The organism is Halomonas sp. HNIBRBA4712, from assembly GCF_043558675.1.
Lineage (GTDB): Bacteria > Pseudomonadota > Gammaproteobacteria > Pseudomonadales > Halomonadaceae > Vreelandella.
On record NZ_JBIFXR010000012.1, the window covers coordinates 44,013 to 61,375 of the forward strand.

Consider the following 17,363-nt stretch of genomic DNA (forward strand, 5'->3'; position numbering starts at 1 on the left):
AGCAGGTTATGTACGTAGATTACCCTGAGGTGCTGGAAAGGGGCGAACTTTAGGGTGCTGGGGCATATATAGATCACTTGGCTTCTCAGCAGTTGAATGCCACTGAGCGAAGGCCTGTTGGTAATCATACCGCAAGCCTTTGAATTGTGTCACAAGATGTGTAGGGCCTGCTTGGCTCAGCGATTGTGGCAGGCTTCGACCAAAGCAAAGCGGTATTCCCTTTTTGACAGTGCCGTAAGCCTGCGGTCCCCAAGCGGCCATTATTCTTTGAAAATACTCGCCGTCAGCCCCCACGTTGACAGCATCCCAAAATCCCAACGTTTCGAATACTTCTCGACGGAACATAAGTGACGATGTATTTCGGTAAACCCAGCCATCCATATTTTCAATGCGCCAGCGACTGAAGCGCAACTCGGTTGTGGCGCGTACAAAATCACTGAAACATGCTTTCCAGTTCGGGTGTTGATTCAAACCATGCACTTGGCATTCAAGCTTTTGTGGGTGAGACCAGTCGTCACTGTCATGTACGGTAATTAGTTCTCCACGGGCAAGTTCTAACCCGCGGTTACGTGCGGCATACGCTCCTTGATTACCAGGCTGGCGAATCAAGCGAAAGCGCTCATCTTGATCGCAAAACGTTTGTGCAATAGCAGGAGAAGAATCGGTAGAAGCATCATCAATGATCAATACCTCAATATTTTTATAGGTTTGTTTCTGCAGGCTTTCGACCGCCGTAACCAAATAGGATTCAGCATTGAATAACGGCATAATGACCGTTACTAAAGGAAGTATAAGCTCATCATCATGTTGGTCACCTGATGGAGCATCAATAGCGGTTAAATTATCCAAAGTTAGCGGTTGGGTATCTCGTGCAAGCGCTAGCATTTCCAATGAAGCGGCGCGGTAAATAGCGTTAATGTGATAAAGGCGCAGTTGCTCATTCAGGGCGTACTTCTGACCTGAAACCAGCTCAGACACCCGGCGGATATCGTTGTTTGAGTGCAGCTGACTATATAACAAATTAGCTATTGCCAAGTGGGTATCCGAATAATCAGGATAGCGCTCGGCTAGAGTCGATATACAAGCCAGTGCTTGAGCCAATGCGCCTCTCTGAACCAATACCTCAACTTCTAGCAGATAAGGGGCCGGGGTAGCAGGCAACTGCTTACTTAATGAATAACGTTCTTTCAAGTGGTGAGCGGAGATTTCCCACTCTTGCCGCCAAGCGTACCACCTGGCCAGTGCCCAATGAGCATAACTTGCTTCCCAGTCACCGCCGCTGCGAATTAATTCATTTAAGCGCAACAGAACGTGCTTATCTTTGTCTTGCCACAGCGCTATTTCCAACCGCTGGGCAGCAAGCTCAAACGGCCAGCGTCCTTCTCCTTCACCGTGCTTGGTGTAATGTAGAAGCGGACTAACCCCTGCTTTAGATATGTCCGGGTACTGATTACGATAAAACCCCGAATGAAAGAAGGGGCCGGCCCAGCGACCCCATTTCTCACCCAACGTCGCGTAGTGCTCGATGGGGGTAAGACCCGAAGCGATCACATCCGGGTACTGGGTTTGATACCAATCGGCATCGAACCATGGGCTTTGCTCAAACAGCGTTATATCCGTCATGATTTCTTCTTAAAAAGATAGTATCTAGATACTTTATAGGCCTAAACTTATTTTTTCCAGAACGAGCTATGCTCGAACAAAATAGCCGACTGCATGAGGAGCGTATTACCAAACTCGGTAAAGTTTTTACCATTGGCAGGCAGCAGCGTAATCTCGCCAAACACGGGCCCGGCCTGGGAAGAAAAAAAATCGATCCTACAAAAGGTGCCGAGTTTCTCGCCCACGCATCGAGCTGCCTCGATGATCGCTTCAAGGTTTTTAGGCTTTTTAACGCCATTGAGAAGCGGATAGTTTTTTTCGATAGGCAGGTTTAGTTTGTGCCAATCAACCGAGTACTGAGCCAAGCCGTAATAGGGGTAGTTTCTATCGACTACCAACACTAGAACAGGTATACCGCCAAACACGTATACCTTATAATCCAGCGGTATATAGTCGTGCTCAATCTCACTCGTGGAAAATTCGTCTTCTATAAATTCTTCCACAATGAACGAGCAGCGCGGGTTTTGCTGTTTGAGCTTGAGCCATTCATCATGGATGTCATGAACCGTTGCCTTCATTCCAGTCAACAAATTATAGCCGTGGGAGATTACAAATACGCCGGTGGATGCCCCGTAACCATCCGGCTTGGCCACGAAACGCGGCGGCAAATCCAGTTCCAGCAACTGCTCCAGATCATCGAAGCTCGCCAATACGGTGGGCGTCATTAGACCTAAATCCACTGCAAAACGATGCATATTTTTTTTCAGGGCAAGGTCTTTTTGCCATATAGCGCACTTGGCGTCAGTTTTCTTACAGCAATTCTCAAGGCTACAGGCCTGCTTCCTGAACCAGATATCGTGGCGCTCCGTCATGATCTCTTCAAAGGTTTTAACTCTCCATAAGGTATTGGCTTTATCCAGTAGCCCCAGGTTTTGAATCATCAAGCCAGGTTCTTTCACCAAGGCTTCTCTGATCTGGCCAATATCATGATCGAAGTTTTCGTGATCAAGCTCATGAATCTGACGTATCAAACGACTTTCGAGCGTCTCATGGTTTACAAACCAGGTCTTTTTACGCTGCTCATTGAAAGGTAGCAGTGGAGTAACGGTCGTGTGGGTGTGGCAGCCTTCAGTAAACGGCTCATTATTAGCTACTCTGACTTCGAAATACGTTTCTTCACCGTTTAACCAGCGTGCTGGAATAGTGACCGAAAAACCACTGTAACCGTCCGAAAGGCCTTTACGCTCGAGATCGCTTCGAAAGATGCCCGCCTTGAACACACTTTCGGGAACACCATTAACCAGAAGTTGTAAGTTGACTACTTCAGCAGGGGCATCCATATTGGCAGCCCAACCCTTAAGCTGATTCCCTTCTAAGCGGTCAATCCAAACCCGGTAGCCCACTCTCAGCTCCTTACTTCAATCGTAACCAAATAGCTCACGGGTATACACCTTATCTGATACGACTTCCAGCGCTTTGACCATATAATTGATAGAATCAAGATTTTATTTTGCTTGAATGTACCCATTTCAAGCACGACTTTTGAGCAGATAACTCTAAAATCCAAGAGCTGATTCAAAGCACGGCCATATCATCTTTCTTTATCTTGAGCCGATTCATCACTTCCTACAATTTTTCCTGATCTACCGATATCTGCCTACCTATTTAAATGAGCGTTTGTTCCAACAAACGCTCTTACATTAAACCCAACTCTATCAATCATTTGAATAGCATTTGGCTTTAACAGGCTAACCTACCGAGGCCCGAATCACATCGGCAATATCCGTGGCGGCAGCGTCAGCGGCTTGGGCGTTCGTGGCTTCTACCATCACACGAATCAGCGGCTCGGTGCCGGATTTACGCAGCAACACCCGGCCATTTCCCCCCAGCCTGCTTTCGACCTCCGCTACGACTTGTTTGACCGCTGGCGATTCAAGGGGGCTTGCCTCACCATAGGGCTTGAAGCGCACATTGATGAGCGTTTGCGGAAGCTTCTGCATGCCCTGCTTGGCATCGAACAGATTCATTTGCTGCTGCAGAAGGCACGTAAGCACACGCAGCGAGGCGATCACCGCATCGCCGGTAGCGGTATGGTCCAGGCTCAAAAGATGGCCGGAGCCTTCACCACCCAGCCGCCACCCCGTGGCTTTGAGCTGCTCCATTACATAGCGGTCGCCCACGTTGGCACGTTGAAAGGGTACGCCTAGCGCATGCAAGGCGTGCTCGAGGCCTAGGTTGCTCATTTGAGTTCCCACAACGCCGCCCGTATAGCCTGTGGACTGTGCATCTTTTGCCAATAGATACAAAAGCTCGTCACCATCGACCACCGCGCCAGTGTTATCGACCATCATCAAGCGGTCGGCATCGCCATCCAGGGCGATACCCACATCGGCCTGGTGTTCCAGCACCGCAGCGCGCAGGCTTTGCATGGAGGTAGCGCCGCACCCGGCATTGATATTCACTCCGTTGGGCGTGTCGTGAATGCTGATCAATTCTGCGCCCAATTCGCGGTAGACGGCGGGCGCTACCTTGTAGGCGGCGCCATTAGCGCTATCCACCACAATTTTCAAGCCATTCAGGCTTAACGTGCTCGGCAAGGTAGCCTTGCAATACTCGGTATAGCGGCCAGCAGCATCATCAATACGGCGGGCTTTACCCAGCTTATCGGATTCCACACAAGTCATCCCACTTTCAATGGCCACCTGTAGCCAGCCCTCGATTTCCTGCTCTTGGGAATCGCTCAGCTTGAGCCCACCTTGGGCGAATATCTTGATGCCGTTATCGTAAAACGGGTTGTGCGAAGCGCTGATGACCACCCCCGCATCCGCCCGGAAGGTGGAGGTCAAGTAAGCCACGCCGGGTGTAGGTAACGGGCCTACCAAGGCTATGTTGACCCCGGCTGCGGAAAAGCCTGCTTCCAGGGCAGATTCCAGCATGTAGCCACTCGCCCTTGTATCTTTACCGATTAATACTTCCTTAACTCCTTCAGCGCCCAATACCTGGCCGGCCGCCCAGCCAAGTTTCATGGCGAAATCCGGTGTCATGGGGAATTCGCCCACGCGCCCGCGAACGCCGTCGGTGCCGAAGTATTTACGCATTTTGATTACCTGAATGATGAATCGTGAATCGTGAATCGTGAATTGTGAATTGTGAAGAGTTTGGGCACTCGAGGGAATGTATCAAAAGAGAAATGTGCAACTTTCCTCACAATGAAAAGCAGCTCTACTCTACCGTTACGCTCTTGGCCAGGTTGCGGGGCTTGTCTACATCCGTGCCCTTGACCAGCGCCACGTGATAGGAAAGCAGCTGAAGCGCTACTACATGCAATACCGGCGAAAGCAGGCCATAGTGCTCCGGCATCGTTAACACATTCACACCATTCGTCGAGCGTATGGCGCTGTCGCCATCGGCGAACACGTAAAGCTGCCCGCCCCGGGCACTGACTTCCTGCATGTTGGCCTTGAGTTTTTCGAGAAGCTCATCGTTGGGGGCCACGACGATGACCGGCATATCCGCATCCACCAGGGCCAGCGGGCCGTGCTTCAACTCCCCTGCGGGATAAGCTTCAGCGTGAATGTAGGAAATTTCCTTGAGCTTGAGCGCACCTTCAGAGGCAATAGGAAAATGGCGGCCGCGGCCCAGAAAGAGTGCATGGTGTTTGTTGGCAAACTGAAGTGACCAAGCTTTGATATCGGGTTCGAGAGAGAGCACCCTTTCCACGGCGACAGGCAGATGGCGCAGCTCATCGAGATAGATTTTCTCGTTCTCTTTACTTAAACGTTGATTGGTCTTGGCCAGTAAAAGCGTAAGCAAAAATAGCGCGCTCAGCTGTGTGGTAAACGCTTTGGTAGACGCTACGCCAATTTCAGGCCCGGCGCGGGTTATAAAGCGCAGCGCGGTTTCGCGCACGATGGTGGATTCCGGCACATTGCAAATAGCCAACGTATGGGTATGCCCCAAGGATTTGGCGTGGTGCAACGCAGCCAGCGTATCGGCGGTTTCACCGGATTGGGAAATAACCACCACCAGCTGATTGGGATTGGCCACGCTTTGCCGATAACGGTACTCGCTGGCGATTTCCACATTGCAGGGAATACTCGCCACCTGCTCGATCCAGTACTTGGCCGTCAAACCCGCGTAGCTGGACGTACCGCAGGCTAGAATCAGAACGGAATCGACCTGCTCGAAGATCGCAGCGGCTTCGGCGCCGAAGATACCGGGCTGCAACTGCCCTGCCCCACTGATCATCTCCAGCGTGTTGCCTAGCGCCTGGGGCTGCTCGAAGATCTCCTTCTGCATGAAGTGATCGTACTCACCCAGTTCCACCGCATTGGCGCTGAGATGCGACGTGACCACTTCACGCTCGACCGCCTGCCCCTGTGCATCCACCAACATGACCGCGTCGCGCGTCAGCCGAGCGATGTCGCCGTTCTCAAGATGCATCATTTGTTGAGTGACGGAAACGAGCGCGGAGGCATCCGAGGCGGCGTAGTGGCCCTCATCGGTAATGCCCAGCATCAGCGGCGAGCCTTCGCGGGCGACTACCAGGCAATCCGGTTCCTCTTCGCTGATCACGGCCAGCGCAAACGCACCTTTCAGATGAGCGACAGCGCACTGGACAGCCGAGAACAGGTTTTCAGCAGGCTCGCCAATCTGGCCTTTGAAGCACGCTTGAATCAGGTGGGCAATGGTTTCGGTATCAGTATCCGAAGTGAAGACGTATCCTAGCCCCTGTAGCTGCTCACGCAGAGACTCATAGTTTTCGATGATGCCGTTATGAACGACCGCCAGCCCCTCGGAAATATGCGGGTGGGCATTACGTTCGGCGGGTACGCCGTGAGTGGCCCAGCGAGTGTGGGCAATGCCTACCTGCCCCTGGATATCGCCTTTGGCCACCTTGCTGGCCAGTTCCGCCACACGCCCTTTGGCACGGGCACGCTGCAAGCCGTTATTCAAGACGGCCAAGCCTGCCGAATCATAGCCGCGATACTCCAGGGTGGTTAACCCAGCGAGCAAAAAGTTCGTACATTCCTTTGCGCTAACCGCACCTACGATGCCACACATAATGGGTCCTGATAGTGAAAATAGGACACAACGCCCTATCAAAGTAAAAAAATATTAAAGAAGAATAAAATGCTGTAGCAAAGCGTAAGGCCTAACAGACAAACCACACTGGCCCACATATAAAGGGAACGTTGAGACGTAACGGTTCCGAGCCCGATGCCAGACTACTTGAAGGCAATCAGTACGGGGCGCTTGTTGTTCGCAGGAAGAATGTCGTCCTGACAAAAGCCACGATCTTCGAACCGCTTGAAACCATGCTGTCGAAGTGTGTTCTTGACGCTTTCGATATCGCAGCCGCTATTGCCTTCAAAACACAGTACGCTACCCGTTACCTCCCCTAGTAGCTTAAAGAGGGCATCGGTTCGATTCACGTGTTTTTCGATCGCCAAGGCGAATACGATATCAAAAACACCGAGCGTCTCGGCGCTAAGGCAATCGATATCCCCTAGCTGAAAGTTGAGTTGACCAAGGTTTGAGTAAGCCGCAATATCATTCGCCAACTCTACTTTATCCGCGTCATACTCGATTCCCAACCCGTATTCAATATCGAAGTTGCATACATGCAGAAGCATAGCTCCATTATTACAACCCAAGTCGAGAACGCGTGCACCTTTCCAGGTATCTGGAACTAACGCAAACTGTTCAAACCGCTCAGAGGCACTCCGTTGTGCACTTTCTCTTGAGATTTTTAAATTAAGAGTATCAAAAGCACAGTAGATCAAATCTTGACTTCGAATTGTGTGTCTACCACTTTTTTTTCTGAACGAGCGGGAAGCACTGGCTAATCTGAAGAAAAACTCCTTCATATGCACTCCTTTAAAGAATCCAGAATTGCACTTATTTTTTCAACAGACTTGGAGATATTTTGCTCTGCATTCAGATGAAAAACTCGCACATTCCTTTTAACCAACTCTTCCTCTGCAATAAAATACATTTTCTCGGATCGCTTTATTTTATTAATTATACTTTCATCATCGAGATAAAGATAAGTATTAACTACTTTCCCTCTTCCCCTAATACGATCTAAAATCACTTCGGAATTTGCCTTAAAAATAACAACAGCATCAGGCGCTGGAACATTTTTAAAATACCACTTTACATCTTTTTCAAATTCAAAACTATTCAATAAAACAGCATATGAACGGTGCAAAAAGAATTCATCTTTAATTTCTATCCCATGCCCGCGACCTGAGGATCTTTCAAGCTTGCTCTTTGCGTACTCAATAGCAGTATCATTGAATATTTTGATAGCTGCCATTTTTTTTGTAGGTGGGAGAATAGAATTAGAAATAATACTAATAACGCCATCCAAAAAACTTTGATCGCCAAAAAAATCACAAAAAAACCTTAGATCGTGTATATTATTAACCTTTCCGACTGATTCTCTACCATCCAGAGAATTCACTTTCAACAAGGCTTCTAAAACTGTACTTTTTCCAACCCCTGATGGACCCATCATTTCAACAAGCATTTTCCCACCACTTGTAATTAATTTTTATTCATCTTGAAAATATGAAACATGCAATCATCACATTATTCCTAAGCTCTCTAAAACTAAAGACTTTTGCAAGCCTATTCAAAAGCTGCAAATCTTTCAGCTTTCATAAAAGTTTTGGGGAATACATTTTTACTCCACTGAAGAGATGGCCTAGAAAATCTTTCAATCAGATATGCTAAGGCAGCTTTTGGTGGAGGGCGATGCCCTTTACTCCAATTCGTATAATGCAAATAAAAGTTATCATCAATAAACCCAGAATAATTTTTGGTTGGTAATCGACAATTATACGATTCTAAAAAAGGTGCTAAATCTCTCTCAGCATGATGATCGGTGATATTTTGCATATATATAACCATATTGTCATGTTTAGCAGTACCATACTCCAATGAAAGATCATCAACTATATAATTCTTTAAGGCTTCACGGCTCGTATTAAATGCTAATTTAGAATAGAAATCGACTACAGAGTAACGACCAGCTGGCGCGGGATAATTACTAATATTTATCTGTGGATTCCAAACTATAGCCATACTATTAGACAATAATCGAGAGTAAAAAAGACTGGCAAACCCACCTCCACTTCCGCCAAAAAAAATTTTTCTTTCGGCATTAATTTTATTACTTATAAATGACAATATCTTAGGCAATTCAGTTTGTGCTCTATATGAACTCGATCCAGCATACCAAGCTAACTTAAGGTCTTTATGCAAGTAGTAACTTGGATCACTGACATATACAATTGATGCGTCTAATCCAGCACCTAAACCTCTAGCCATAAAATATGGTGTAGTTATAACCTTATCATTTGACTTAGCACCAGAGAAAACAAAAACAATAACTCGAGGATCATTAATGATGACCTCGATATCTAGCTTACATTCATTCGAAACTGCAATAGTGTAGGCAGCATTATTAAAAGAAAAAGAATCGAAAAAAGCTCTTGTATCATTACAATGTATTAATGGGCAACGAAATTGCGATATATCAGTAGCAACTAATTCCATGACTTCAACCTTTTTCACTAACCTTTAAATTCATTCTTTTAATTAAATTTGATGAATCAAATTCACGTTTCGCTTTGTTATAAATGTCTAAACACCTTTCATGCAACCCTTTTTGATCGCGAAACAATCTTTTAATTAAGCTCTTAACTTCTTCTGGCTCTGCATAATAAACTAAATCTCCAAAATTATCTTTAAACCTTTTAGGCAAAATACAAGGAGTACCTGTAAAAATTGCTTCCATAATTGTTCGGCCAAAAGCTTCATTAAGCCCAGGTTTAGGAAAATAAACAAAAAAATCTAAATCATGTAGAAAAACACTAGGATCGACACTACCAAAAGGAAGAACCTCCCAATTTGATGGGATATCATGTAAAATATCCTTAGCTTTATCAGCTCCTCCTAAAATACTTATCTTAAAAATTTCATCACTGGGATATATTTTTTCAATTAACTCTTTCGAAGATAGCCACTTATCAACATGATCCCGGCCATGTCTACCAACTTTAATGATATTGGTAGTATTTTTTTTGGGCTTAAATTCATAATCATCTACATTGAAAAGAGGATGCCAATTATAACTGGCAATAGGAACGCCATACACTTCTTCTCTAACTATTAATTCCTCTCTGATACTTTTACTTAAAGGATATATACACCCTTTACTTTTTTGTAAAACCTGCAAATTTTTTTTAAACTCTTTATAAGAATAGGCTTCTGCACCGTTCCCACGTTTTTCGGAATTATTGACCACAATTCCAAAACTATCATAATTTACTTTTTTTACAATATTTTTAAAGGCTTTTGAGGTTACTACTAATGGATGCCTAATGATGAGATACTTACATGTAATGCTATTTATTTTTAGCGAATTAACAATGATATTATTTTTAATTTTTAAATATCTTTCAGAAATAGTCTTCAACTTTGTGTTTTCAGGAGAACAGTGAACAACCACAACACTTAAACCATTACTTATGCATGTATTAACTTCATCAATAGTAGAGCTAGCATTGCCCCCAGGAAAACGCAAGTTAGTTATTATGCAAACATCAACATTAAGCTCATTTTTCTTGGCATTGCTATCAATATTAAACTTTAAATCATACTCATTGACTTTAATATCATTATCTTTTAACTCGAACTTTCTAGTTAATGATGGAAATTCGTATACTAAGGGTTGACCTGAATCATGATAATTACTATATGCTTCTCTATAATTTATTCTTGAATTATTGATCTTTCCTGTTTTTCTGGCTGTTAAACCCTCAGTATTATCCAGACAAAGTAAACCTAAAAACTCAAGGTTATAAAAACCATTTTCGCCTACAATTTTCTTAGTACGTTTTATAATTTCGCTATCGCCTCCAAAACGTACTACATCCCAACTTCCTAACTCCCTTTTGAAGAATTCATATTCAAACATTGCTGAAACAAAGGCTGTTCTATAGAACCCATCTTTAGTATTTTCACTGATTTGCGTCGCTTTAGTAAAAAGACCTTCTTTACTAATTCTTATCATTTTTACTGTACTTACAACGCACTTAGCCTCAAGCATCTTTTTATGCTGACGCTCAAGCCTTGTAGGGTATGCCCAGTCATCAGAGTCGTGGCATGTAATATACTTACCCTGAACGAATTTAAGAGCATAATTTTTTGAGGCATAAGGGCCTACATTCTTTTCATTTTTTATTAACAGTACTCTTGGGTCAAGCGATATCTCCTCTTTAATTATCTCTATGGTTCCATCATTACTAGCATCATCTATAACGATTAACTGTATATTAGTATAAGTCTGTTCAAGAATAGACCTTATAGAATATCTAATAGTTTCAGCAGAATTATAAACTGCCATGATAATAGTTATTTTTTCTTTATTATTTATCTTCGGATGATTTAAAGATTTTATATTTTTAAAAAAAAATCTTTCTTTTAGAAAGTTTTCATCTAAAACGAAATCCTTAACATTTGCAACCTTATTTATATACGCATTAAAACAGGCTAAATAGTGACCTATTCTATCTTTTTTTAAATAGTTATTAGCCATGATCAAAGGTAATGCGCCAACTTGATCTATATCACCATATCTTTTCAAATATGTAACCGCCTTACTAAATTTATTATTTAACACGAATTGGTTGGCAGCACGAGTTGCTGTATCTTTAAAATCATTTTCCAAAGAAGAAAGTTGAGCTTTTTTTATTTTATTTAATACATTTTGTTTGTAATTTAGATACTCATAGAGGGCCCCCCTCTCTGTTGTTAAAGACGCAAAAAAATTTATATTAAGAAACGTTGAAGGACTTCTACCCAATAAAGCACCGTATTTTTGATAGTGCGTAACTGGATCAATACCAGTTAACAACACATCTTTGTATGTATTAACATACCATTCGGCATCGAAGAAAACGGATTTCCGAATGCGATCCATATCTTTTTCTACTATTGCGTTCATTCCTTAGAGCCTCACTTCATCCTTGCCTTCATCACCGAGCACGTTCTTCATATCCAGGTATGTCGTCACGTCCTTGCCCAGCTTGTAAATACCGTTATGGCCCAATGCCTTGAACTCGTTGTGGGCCACGGCGATGATCACGGCTTCGTACTCCCCTTCGTTCAGGTAAGGTACCACGTTGACACCGTATTCATGTTCTACTTCTTTCGGGTCTACCCACGGGTCGTGGATATCCACGTTCATGCTGTAGCTTTTCAGCTCGTTGATCAGGTCGATCACTTTGGTGTTGCGGATATCCGGGCAGTTTTCCTTGAAGGTCATGCCCATGACCAGCACCCTGGCGCCCTTGATGACCTGTCCTTTCTCGATCATGGCCTTGATCAGCTTTGAAGCCACGAAACGCGCCATACCATCGTTGATTTCACGCGCCTTGCGGATGATGTCGGGAATATGGCCGACCGACATGGACTTGTGAACGAGGTAATAGGGATCTACCCCAATGCAGTGACCGCCGACCAGGCCGGGTTGCAGCTTGATGAAATTCCACTTGGTCGCTGCTGCCTCGATCACGTCATGCGTGTCAATTCCCAGGTGACTGAAGATCATGGAAAGCTCGTTGACCAGTGCAATGTTCACATCGCGCTGCGTGTTCTCGATGATCTTGGAGGCTTCGGCCACCTTGATGCTGCTGGCCTTGAAGGTGCCGGCGGTGATGATGCTCTTGTAGAGCTGGTCCACGAACTCGGCGATTTCCGGTGTCGAGCCGGAGGTGACCTTCATGATCTTGGCAACGGGGCGTTCCTTGTCACCGGGATTGATCCGCTCGGGGCTGTAACCGGCGTAGAAGTCCTGGTTGAATGTAAGCCCGGAAACACGCTCCACCACCGGAATGCAATCCTCTTCCGTGGCGCCGGGGTAAACCGTGGACTCGTAGATCACCACGTCACCCTTGTCGATGACTCGGCCCAACAGTTCGGACGCCTTGACCAGCGGTGTCAAATCCGGCTGGCGGTGGTCGTCGATGGGAGTGGGCACGGTCACGATGTAGACGTTCGCTTCGCGAATGTCGTCTTCCACACTGGTAAAGGCAAGGTGCGGGGCTGACTTCAGGTCGTCGGCGGTCACTTCACGCGTATTGTCGATTCCTTCGTTCAGCTCGTTGATACGATGCGACTTGATATCGAAGCCTATCGTGCGGTACTGCTTGCCGAATTCGATTGCCAGCGGAAGTCCTACGTAGCCCAAGCCAATAACCGCAACTTTCGTATCTTTCATCTTTATTACTCTAAAAAAATTAATATGATTCTACTGTTTGATTCGTTTACTTACGCTTGGGTTATCGTCCTACGCTGACATAAGTTACTCCCGCCTCCTTCGCTGCTTGAGGGGTAAACAGGTTGCGACCATCAATGATGATGGGAGTTTTCATCGTATTGACTACTTTTCGCAAATCCATCGCCCTAAACTGCTTCCATTCAGTGCAAATTACCAATGCATCTACATCGCGTAGCGTGTCTTCCACGCGTTCACACAAGGTTAAATCTTCGCGGTCGCCATAAATTCGCACCGCTTCCTCCATTGCCTTGGGGTCAAAGGCTTTCACCCTAGCGCCAGCTTGCCAAAGTGCTTCCATCAGTACGCGGCTGGGCGCTTCACGCATGTCGTCGGTATTGGGCTTGAACGCAAGCCCCCATACGGCAACTGTTTTTCCGTTCAGTTCCCCATTCATGGCTTTTAGCAGCTTGTTGAAGAGGGTCTGTTTCTGACGCTCGTTGACGCGCTCCACGGCGGTTAATAGCTCTGCGGGGTAGCCCACCTGCAGGGCCGTTTGCGCCAGTGCTTGAACATCCTTTGGAAAACAGGAGCCACCATACCCGCAGCCGGGGTAGATGAAGTGATAACCGATACGGGGGTCTGAGCCGATGCCTTGGCGCACCTGCTCGATGTCGGCGCCTAAACGCTCCGCCAAGTTGGCCATTTCGTTCATGAAGCTGATTTTGGTGGCCAGCATGGCGTTGGCCGCGTATTTGGTTAGCTCGGCGCTACGTACATCCATGAACAGCATCTTTTCATGGTTACGGTTGTAGGGTGCATAACACTCTCGCATAAGCTTTTCGACGTGGGGGCTGTCGGTGCCTACTACGATTCGCGCGCCTTTTGTGAAGTCTTCGATTGCGGCCCCTTCTTTTAGAAACTCGGGGTTGGAGCACACATCAAACTCGGCTTCTTTGCCCATACGACCAAGGGTCTGTGTGATGGTATCGCGTACCTTTTCAGCGGTGCCTACGGGTACGGTCGATTTATCGATCACGACCTTGTAGCCGTTCATGTGCTTTGCAATGGTTTCAGCTACTTTCAGCACGTACTGCAGGTCGGCACTGCCGTCTTCATCAGCAGGGGTGCCTACGGCGATGAATTGCAGGGTGCCAAATTGGACAGCTTGTTCTGCATTAGTCGTGAACGTGAGCCGCCCATCTGTACAGTTGTGCTTCACCATGGTATCCAGCCCAGGCTCATAGATGGGTATGATGCCCTGGTTCAGGCGCTCTATCTTTTGGGCATCTATATCCACACACATTACGTGATGGCCTGCATCAGCCAGACAAGTGCCTGTTACCAGTCCTACGTAGCCTGTACCGAACACTGTAATATTCATAAATAGTTTCGACGTCGCTTTTATAAAAAATTAAATACTATTTGATTCGATAAAAAAGAAACCCTATTTACCTGAAATGTGGAAAATAGGTTTTTTTTATTGTCAGGCTTGGTTAACGTTCACTTCTTGCCGTGACGTTCTTTTTCTTCAAGCGCTTCGAGATGCAGGCGTACATCTCGGGCCGTTTTGCCCGCTGTGTTTACTTCCTGCTTGGCGGCGGCGATCTGCTCGGCCGAGGCGCTTTGTTCCATCAATTCATTCAGGGTTTCCTGAGCGCCTTTCAATATCAGGTGGCACTCGGTCAGGTAGTGGCGCGTACCTATTACGTCCTTGGGTAATTCGCTTTCACCAGCGGCTTTTTTAGCGTCGACATCGACATGGTAAGCAGCGATTGCCTCATTGATATCGTCGTACCAATACGCACTGCCGTTCTTGATGTACAGGCCAGCTTGGCATAAGTCTTTCAGTATACCTTCACCGTGTGACACCATAATCAGTGAGGCTTCACCTACCTTGGATTGAAAAAGCTGCTTGGCTTTTTCCTTGAAGGCGCGATCCCCTACGGCCGTAGCTTCATCGGAAATGTATACGTCGAAATCGAACGCGAAGGAGAGCCCGAAGGAGATGCGCGAGCGCATACCAGACGAATAAGTGCGAATGGGCTCATCGAAGGCGCTACCGATTTCGGCGAAGTCTTCGACGAACTGAATGATGCGCTGTACCTCAGCGTTGCTACTCCCCTGCACTCGCGCCACGAATTTGACGTTCTGCCGGCCGGTCATGCTGCTTTGCATTCCGCCTGAAAGCCCGACCGGCCAGGAAACACGGCTGTGGCGAATGACCTCGCCGCGTTCGGGCTTATCCATACCGGCAATCAGCCGTAAAAGCGTGGACTTGCCTGCGCCGTTAGCACCGATCAAACCTACGCTTACTCCCGTAGGGATGGTAACGTTGATGTCCTTGAGTACCCAGTCGCTGCCGTGGTGGTTGTGGTAGCGTTTGTAGAGGTTTTTGATTTCGATCATTTATTGGTGAGTCGTGAGTCGTGAGTCGTGAGTCGTGAGTCGTGAGTCGTGAGTCGTGAATCGTGAATCGTGAATCGTGAATCGTGAATCGTGAATCGTGAATCGTGAATCGTGAATCGTGAATGATTATCGGCTTTGCAAATTACGGATCAACCCGCCCAATAAACCTGAAACTCTATGAATTAGCTCGACTGGTTGCGTTATATCTTCTAGATATTGAAGCCGTTGTGAAATTAATAGCTGTGTCTCGATCTCACTTAGTGAGCCGCGTGCAATGAATAAAAACCGAATAAAATCTTTTGAGCTGCCTCTAGCCGCGCCTTCGGCAATATTACTGGGAATAGAGACAGCAGCGCGTCGTAGCTGACTGGCTAGTCCGAATTTCTCATCAGAGGGAAACACGGCAGTTAATCGATAGACTTCTTCTACCAGATCCATGCCTAACTGCCAAGCTTTCAAGTCCTGATGCTTACGCATACGTCTACACCCTGTACGACTAACGACTAGCGATTTACGATTTACGCTCTTACCCCCACCGATCGCCCCTTCCGCTCATACATCGCTTCGAGCTTTTGCTTCAGCGCTTGCCGGGCAATTTGCTCGCCGTGCACAAGGTGGATGCTATGCGGCCAACGGTGCATACGCTTGACGAAATCGAGCAGGTTCTTTTGGTCGGCGTGGGCGGAGTAGCCGCTGATGGTGGTGATGCCGGCCTTGATGTCGATGCGCTCGCCGTCGATCTCGACCCAGCCGCCTTTGGGGCCGTACTCCTGAATGGCGCGGCCGGGGGTGCCGCTGCCTTGGTAGCCTACGAACAGCACCTGGTGGCGTTGGTCTGCCAGCATGGCTTTCAGATAGTTCATGATACGCCCGCCGGCGCACATGCCGCTGGCGGCGATGACTATGGCGGGCCGGCCGGTGCAGGCCAGGTAGTTAACGGTTTGCTGGTGTTCTTCGTGGGAGTCTACCGTGTAGACGTTGGCGAAGTTTAGCGGGTGGCGGCCGCTTTTTAGGCGTGTTTGGGCCTCGGCATCCCAGTAGGGTTTGAGCTCGCGGTATACCCTGGTAAAACGCGCGGCCAGTGGCGAATCGACGATGATCTCGAGCTCTTTCCACTTGGCCTTTTTGGCCTCGAAAATGATGCTCTCAAGCTCGTATAAAAGTTCTTGCGTTCGGCCGATGCTGAAGGCAGGCACCATGACCGTGCCATCGTTTTCCAGCGCTTGCGTGATGGCGCGTTTGAGCACCGCGCGCCGGTTCTGGCGGTTGGGGTGGGTGCGGTTGCCGTAGGTGCTTTCCAGTACCAGTTGGTCGCAGCCGTGGGGTGATTTTGGGGCTGGCAGTAACGGTGCGTGGGGTGCGCCCAAATCGCCCGAGAACACCACGCGCTCTTTTTGCTGGGTGGCCAAATCGTGATGGCTTACTTCCACGTAGCTCGAGCCGAGTATGTGTCCTGCCCGCTTCAGTTTGAGCCGGGTGTGGATTGCGTCATCCTTGGCTATCGTGTGCCACTGGCCGTACTCCAAGCCGACAATTTGTGACTCGAGCTGTGCCTGGAAGCGCTCTATCAACTGGGCGTTACGGGTAAAGCCGATCTTGAGGGCGTCCTCGATCACCAAAGGTAGGAGTTTGGCCGAAGGTATGGAGCAAATGATGGGGCCCTTGAAACCCGCGGCCAGTAGGTAAGGCAGCCGGCCTACGTGATCGATATGCACGTGGGTGATGACCAGCGCTTTTACGGTGGTGATATCGAACTCGATTTTTAGCTGCTCGAACGTGTCCACCTCTGCATCCTCGCCCTGAAACAGGCCGCAGTCGACCAGCAGCGAGTTTTCGCCGTTGAGATTGAGCTGGTGGCAGCTGCCGGTAACGCCGGTGGCGCCGCCGTGGTGGAGGATATCGAGCATGGTAGTGAGTCGTGAGTGGTGAGTGGTGAGTGGTGAGTGGTGAATCGTTGGAGTGCCCCCAATTTAGTAGACACATGTACTAACAAGCGGCGGCATAAGTGCTGGGTGTCACGCCACCCAGCGTCATGTGACGCCTTGTATGGGGGTAATACTCC

Annotated in this window: 12 protein-coding genes and 1 pseudogene; all 13 read right to left on the reverse strand. The window is 47.5% G+C overall.

Annotated elements, in window-relative coordinates; all coding sequences use genetic code 11:
- Positions 1 to 6: 6 nt before the first annotated feature.
- Positions 7 to 1,623, reverse strand: coding sequence for a glycosyltransferase (locus ACGK9R_RS16725; protein ID WP_394583388.1), 1,617 nt, complete (start codon positions 1,621 to 1,623; stop codon positions 7 to 9).
- A 47-nt stretch (positions 1,624 to 1,670) separates the two neighbouring features.
- Positions 1,671 to 3,005, reverse strand: coding sequence for an ATP-grasp fold amidoligase family protein (locus ACGK9R_RS16730; RefSeq protein ID WP_394583390.1), 1,335 nt, complete (start codon positions 3,003 to 3,005; stop codon positions 1,671 to 1,673).
- A gap of 345 nt (positions 3,006 to 3,350) precedes the next feature.
- Positions 3,351 to 4,700 carry a phosphoglucosamine mutase gene (glmM, locus tag ACGK9R_RS16735; RefSeq protein WP_394583392.1) on the reverse strand — a complete coding sequence of 450 codons (1,350 nt, stop codon included), beginning with the start codon at positions 4,698 to 4,700 and terminating at the stop codon, positions 3,351 to 3,353.
- A gap of 124 nt (positions 4,701 to 4,824) precedes the next feature.
- Complete coding sequence (glmS, locus tag ACGK9R_RS16740; protein WP_394583394.1) at positions 4,825 to 6,666, reverse strand: glutamine--fructose-6-phosphate transaminase (isomerizing); 1,842 nt, start codon at positions 6,664 to 6,666, stop codon at positions 4,825 to 4,827.
- A gap of 164 nt (positions 6,667 to 6,830) precedes the next feature.
- Positions 6,831 to 7,472, reverse strand: coding sequence for a methyltransferase domain-containing protein (locus tag ACGK9R_RS16745; RefSeq protein WP_394583397.1), 642 nt, complete (start codon positions 7,470 to 7,472; stop codon positions 6,831 to 6,833).
- Entirely contained in the window at positions 7,469 to 8,137 is a 669-nt protein-coding gene (locus ACGK9R_RS16750; protein WP_394583399.1) for a hypothetical protein, read from the reverse strand. The genes ACGK9R_RS16745 and ACGK9R_RS16750 overlap by 4 nt, the downstream gene beginning before the upstream one ends.
- Before the next feature lie 101 nt (positions 8,138 to 8,238).
- Entirely contained in the window at positions 8,239 to 9,168 is a 930-nt protein-coding gene (locus ACGK9R_RS16755) for a hypothetical protein (RefSeq protein ID WP_394583401.1), read from the reverse strand.
- A 4-nt stretch (positions 9,169 to 9,172) separates the two neighbouring features.
- Positions 9,173 to 11,620, reverse strand: coding sequence for a glycosyltransferase (locus tag ACGK9R_RS16760; RefSeq protein WP_394583403.1), 2,448 nt, complete (start codon positions 11,618 to 11,620; stop codon positions 9,173 to 9,175).
- A 3-nt stretch (positions 11,621 to 11,623) separates the two neighbouring features.
- The gene (locus ACGK9R_RS16765; RefSeq protein ID WP_394583405.1) at positions 11,624 to 12,895 is read right to left on the reverse strand and encodes a nucleotide sugar dehydrogenase; all 1,272 of its coding nucleotides are present in this window, start codon (positions 12,893 to 12,895) and stop codon (positions 11,624 to 11,626) included.
- A gap of 61 nt (positions 12,896 to 12,956) precedes the next feature.
- Positions 12,957 to 14,276, reverse strand: coding sequence for a UDP-glucose dehydrogenase family protein (locus ACGK9R_RS16770; protein WP_394583406.1), 1,320 nt, complete (start codon positions 14,274 to 14,276; stop codon positions 12,957 to 12,959).
- 575 nt (positions 14,277 to 14,851) lie between these two features.
- Positions 14,852 to 15,301: pseudogene (locus ACGK9R_RS16775) on the reverse strand (ABC transporter ATP-binding protein); the annotation flags it as partial.
- A 126-nt stretch (positions 15,302 to 15,427) separates the two neighbouring features.
- The gene (locus ACGK9R_RS16780; RefSeq protein ID WP_394583407.1) at positions 15,428 to 15,778 is read right to left on the reverse strand and encodes a four helix bundle protein; all 351 of its coding nucleotides are present in this window, start codon (positions 15,776 to 15,778) and stop codon (positions 15,428 to 15,430) included.
- A gap of 41 nt (positions 15,779 to 15,819) precedes the next feature.
- The gene (locus ACGK9R_RS16785) at positions 15,820 to 17,208 is read right to left on the reverse strand and encodes an MBL fold metallo-hydrolase RNA specificity domain-containing protein (RefSeq protein ID WP_394583409.1); all 1,389 of its coding nucleotides are present in this window, start codon (positions 17,206 to 17,208) and stop codon (positions 15,820 to 15,822) included.
- Positions 17,209 to 17,363 lie beyond the last annotated feature (155 nt).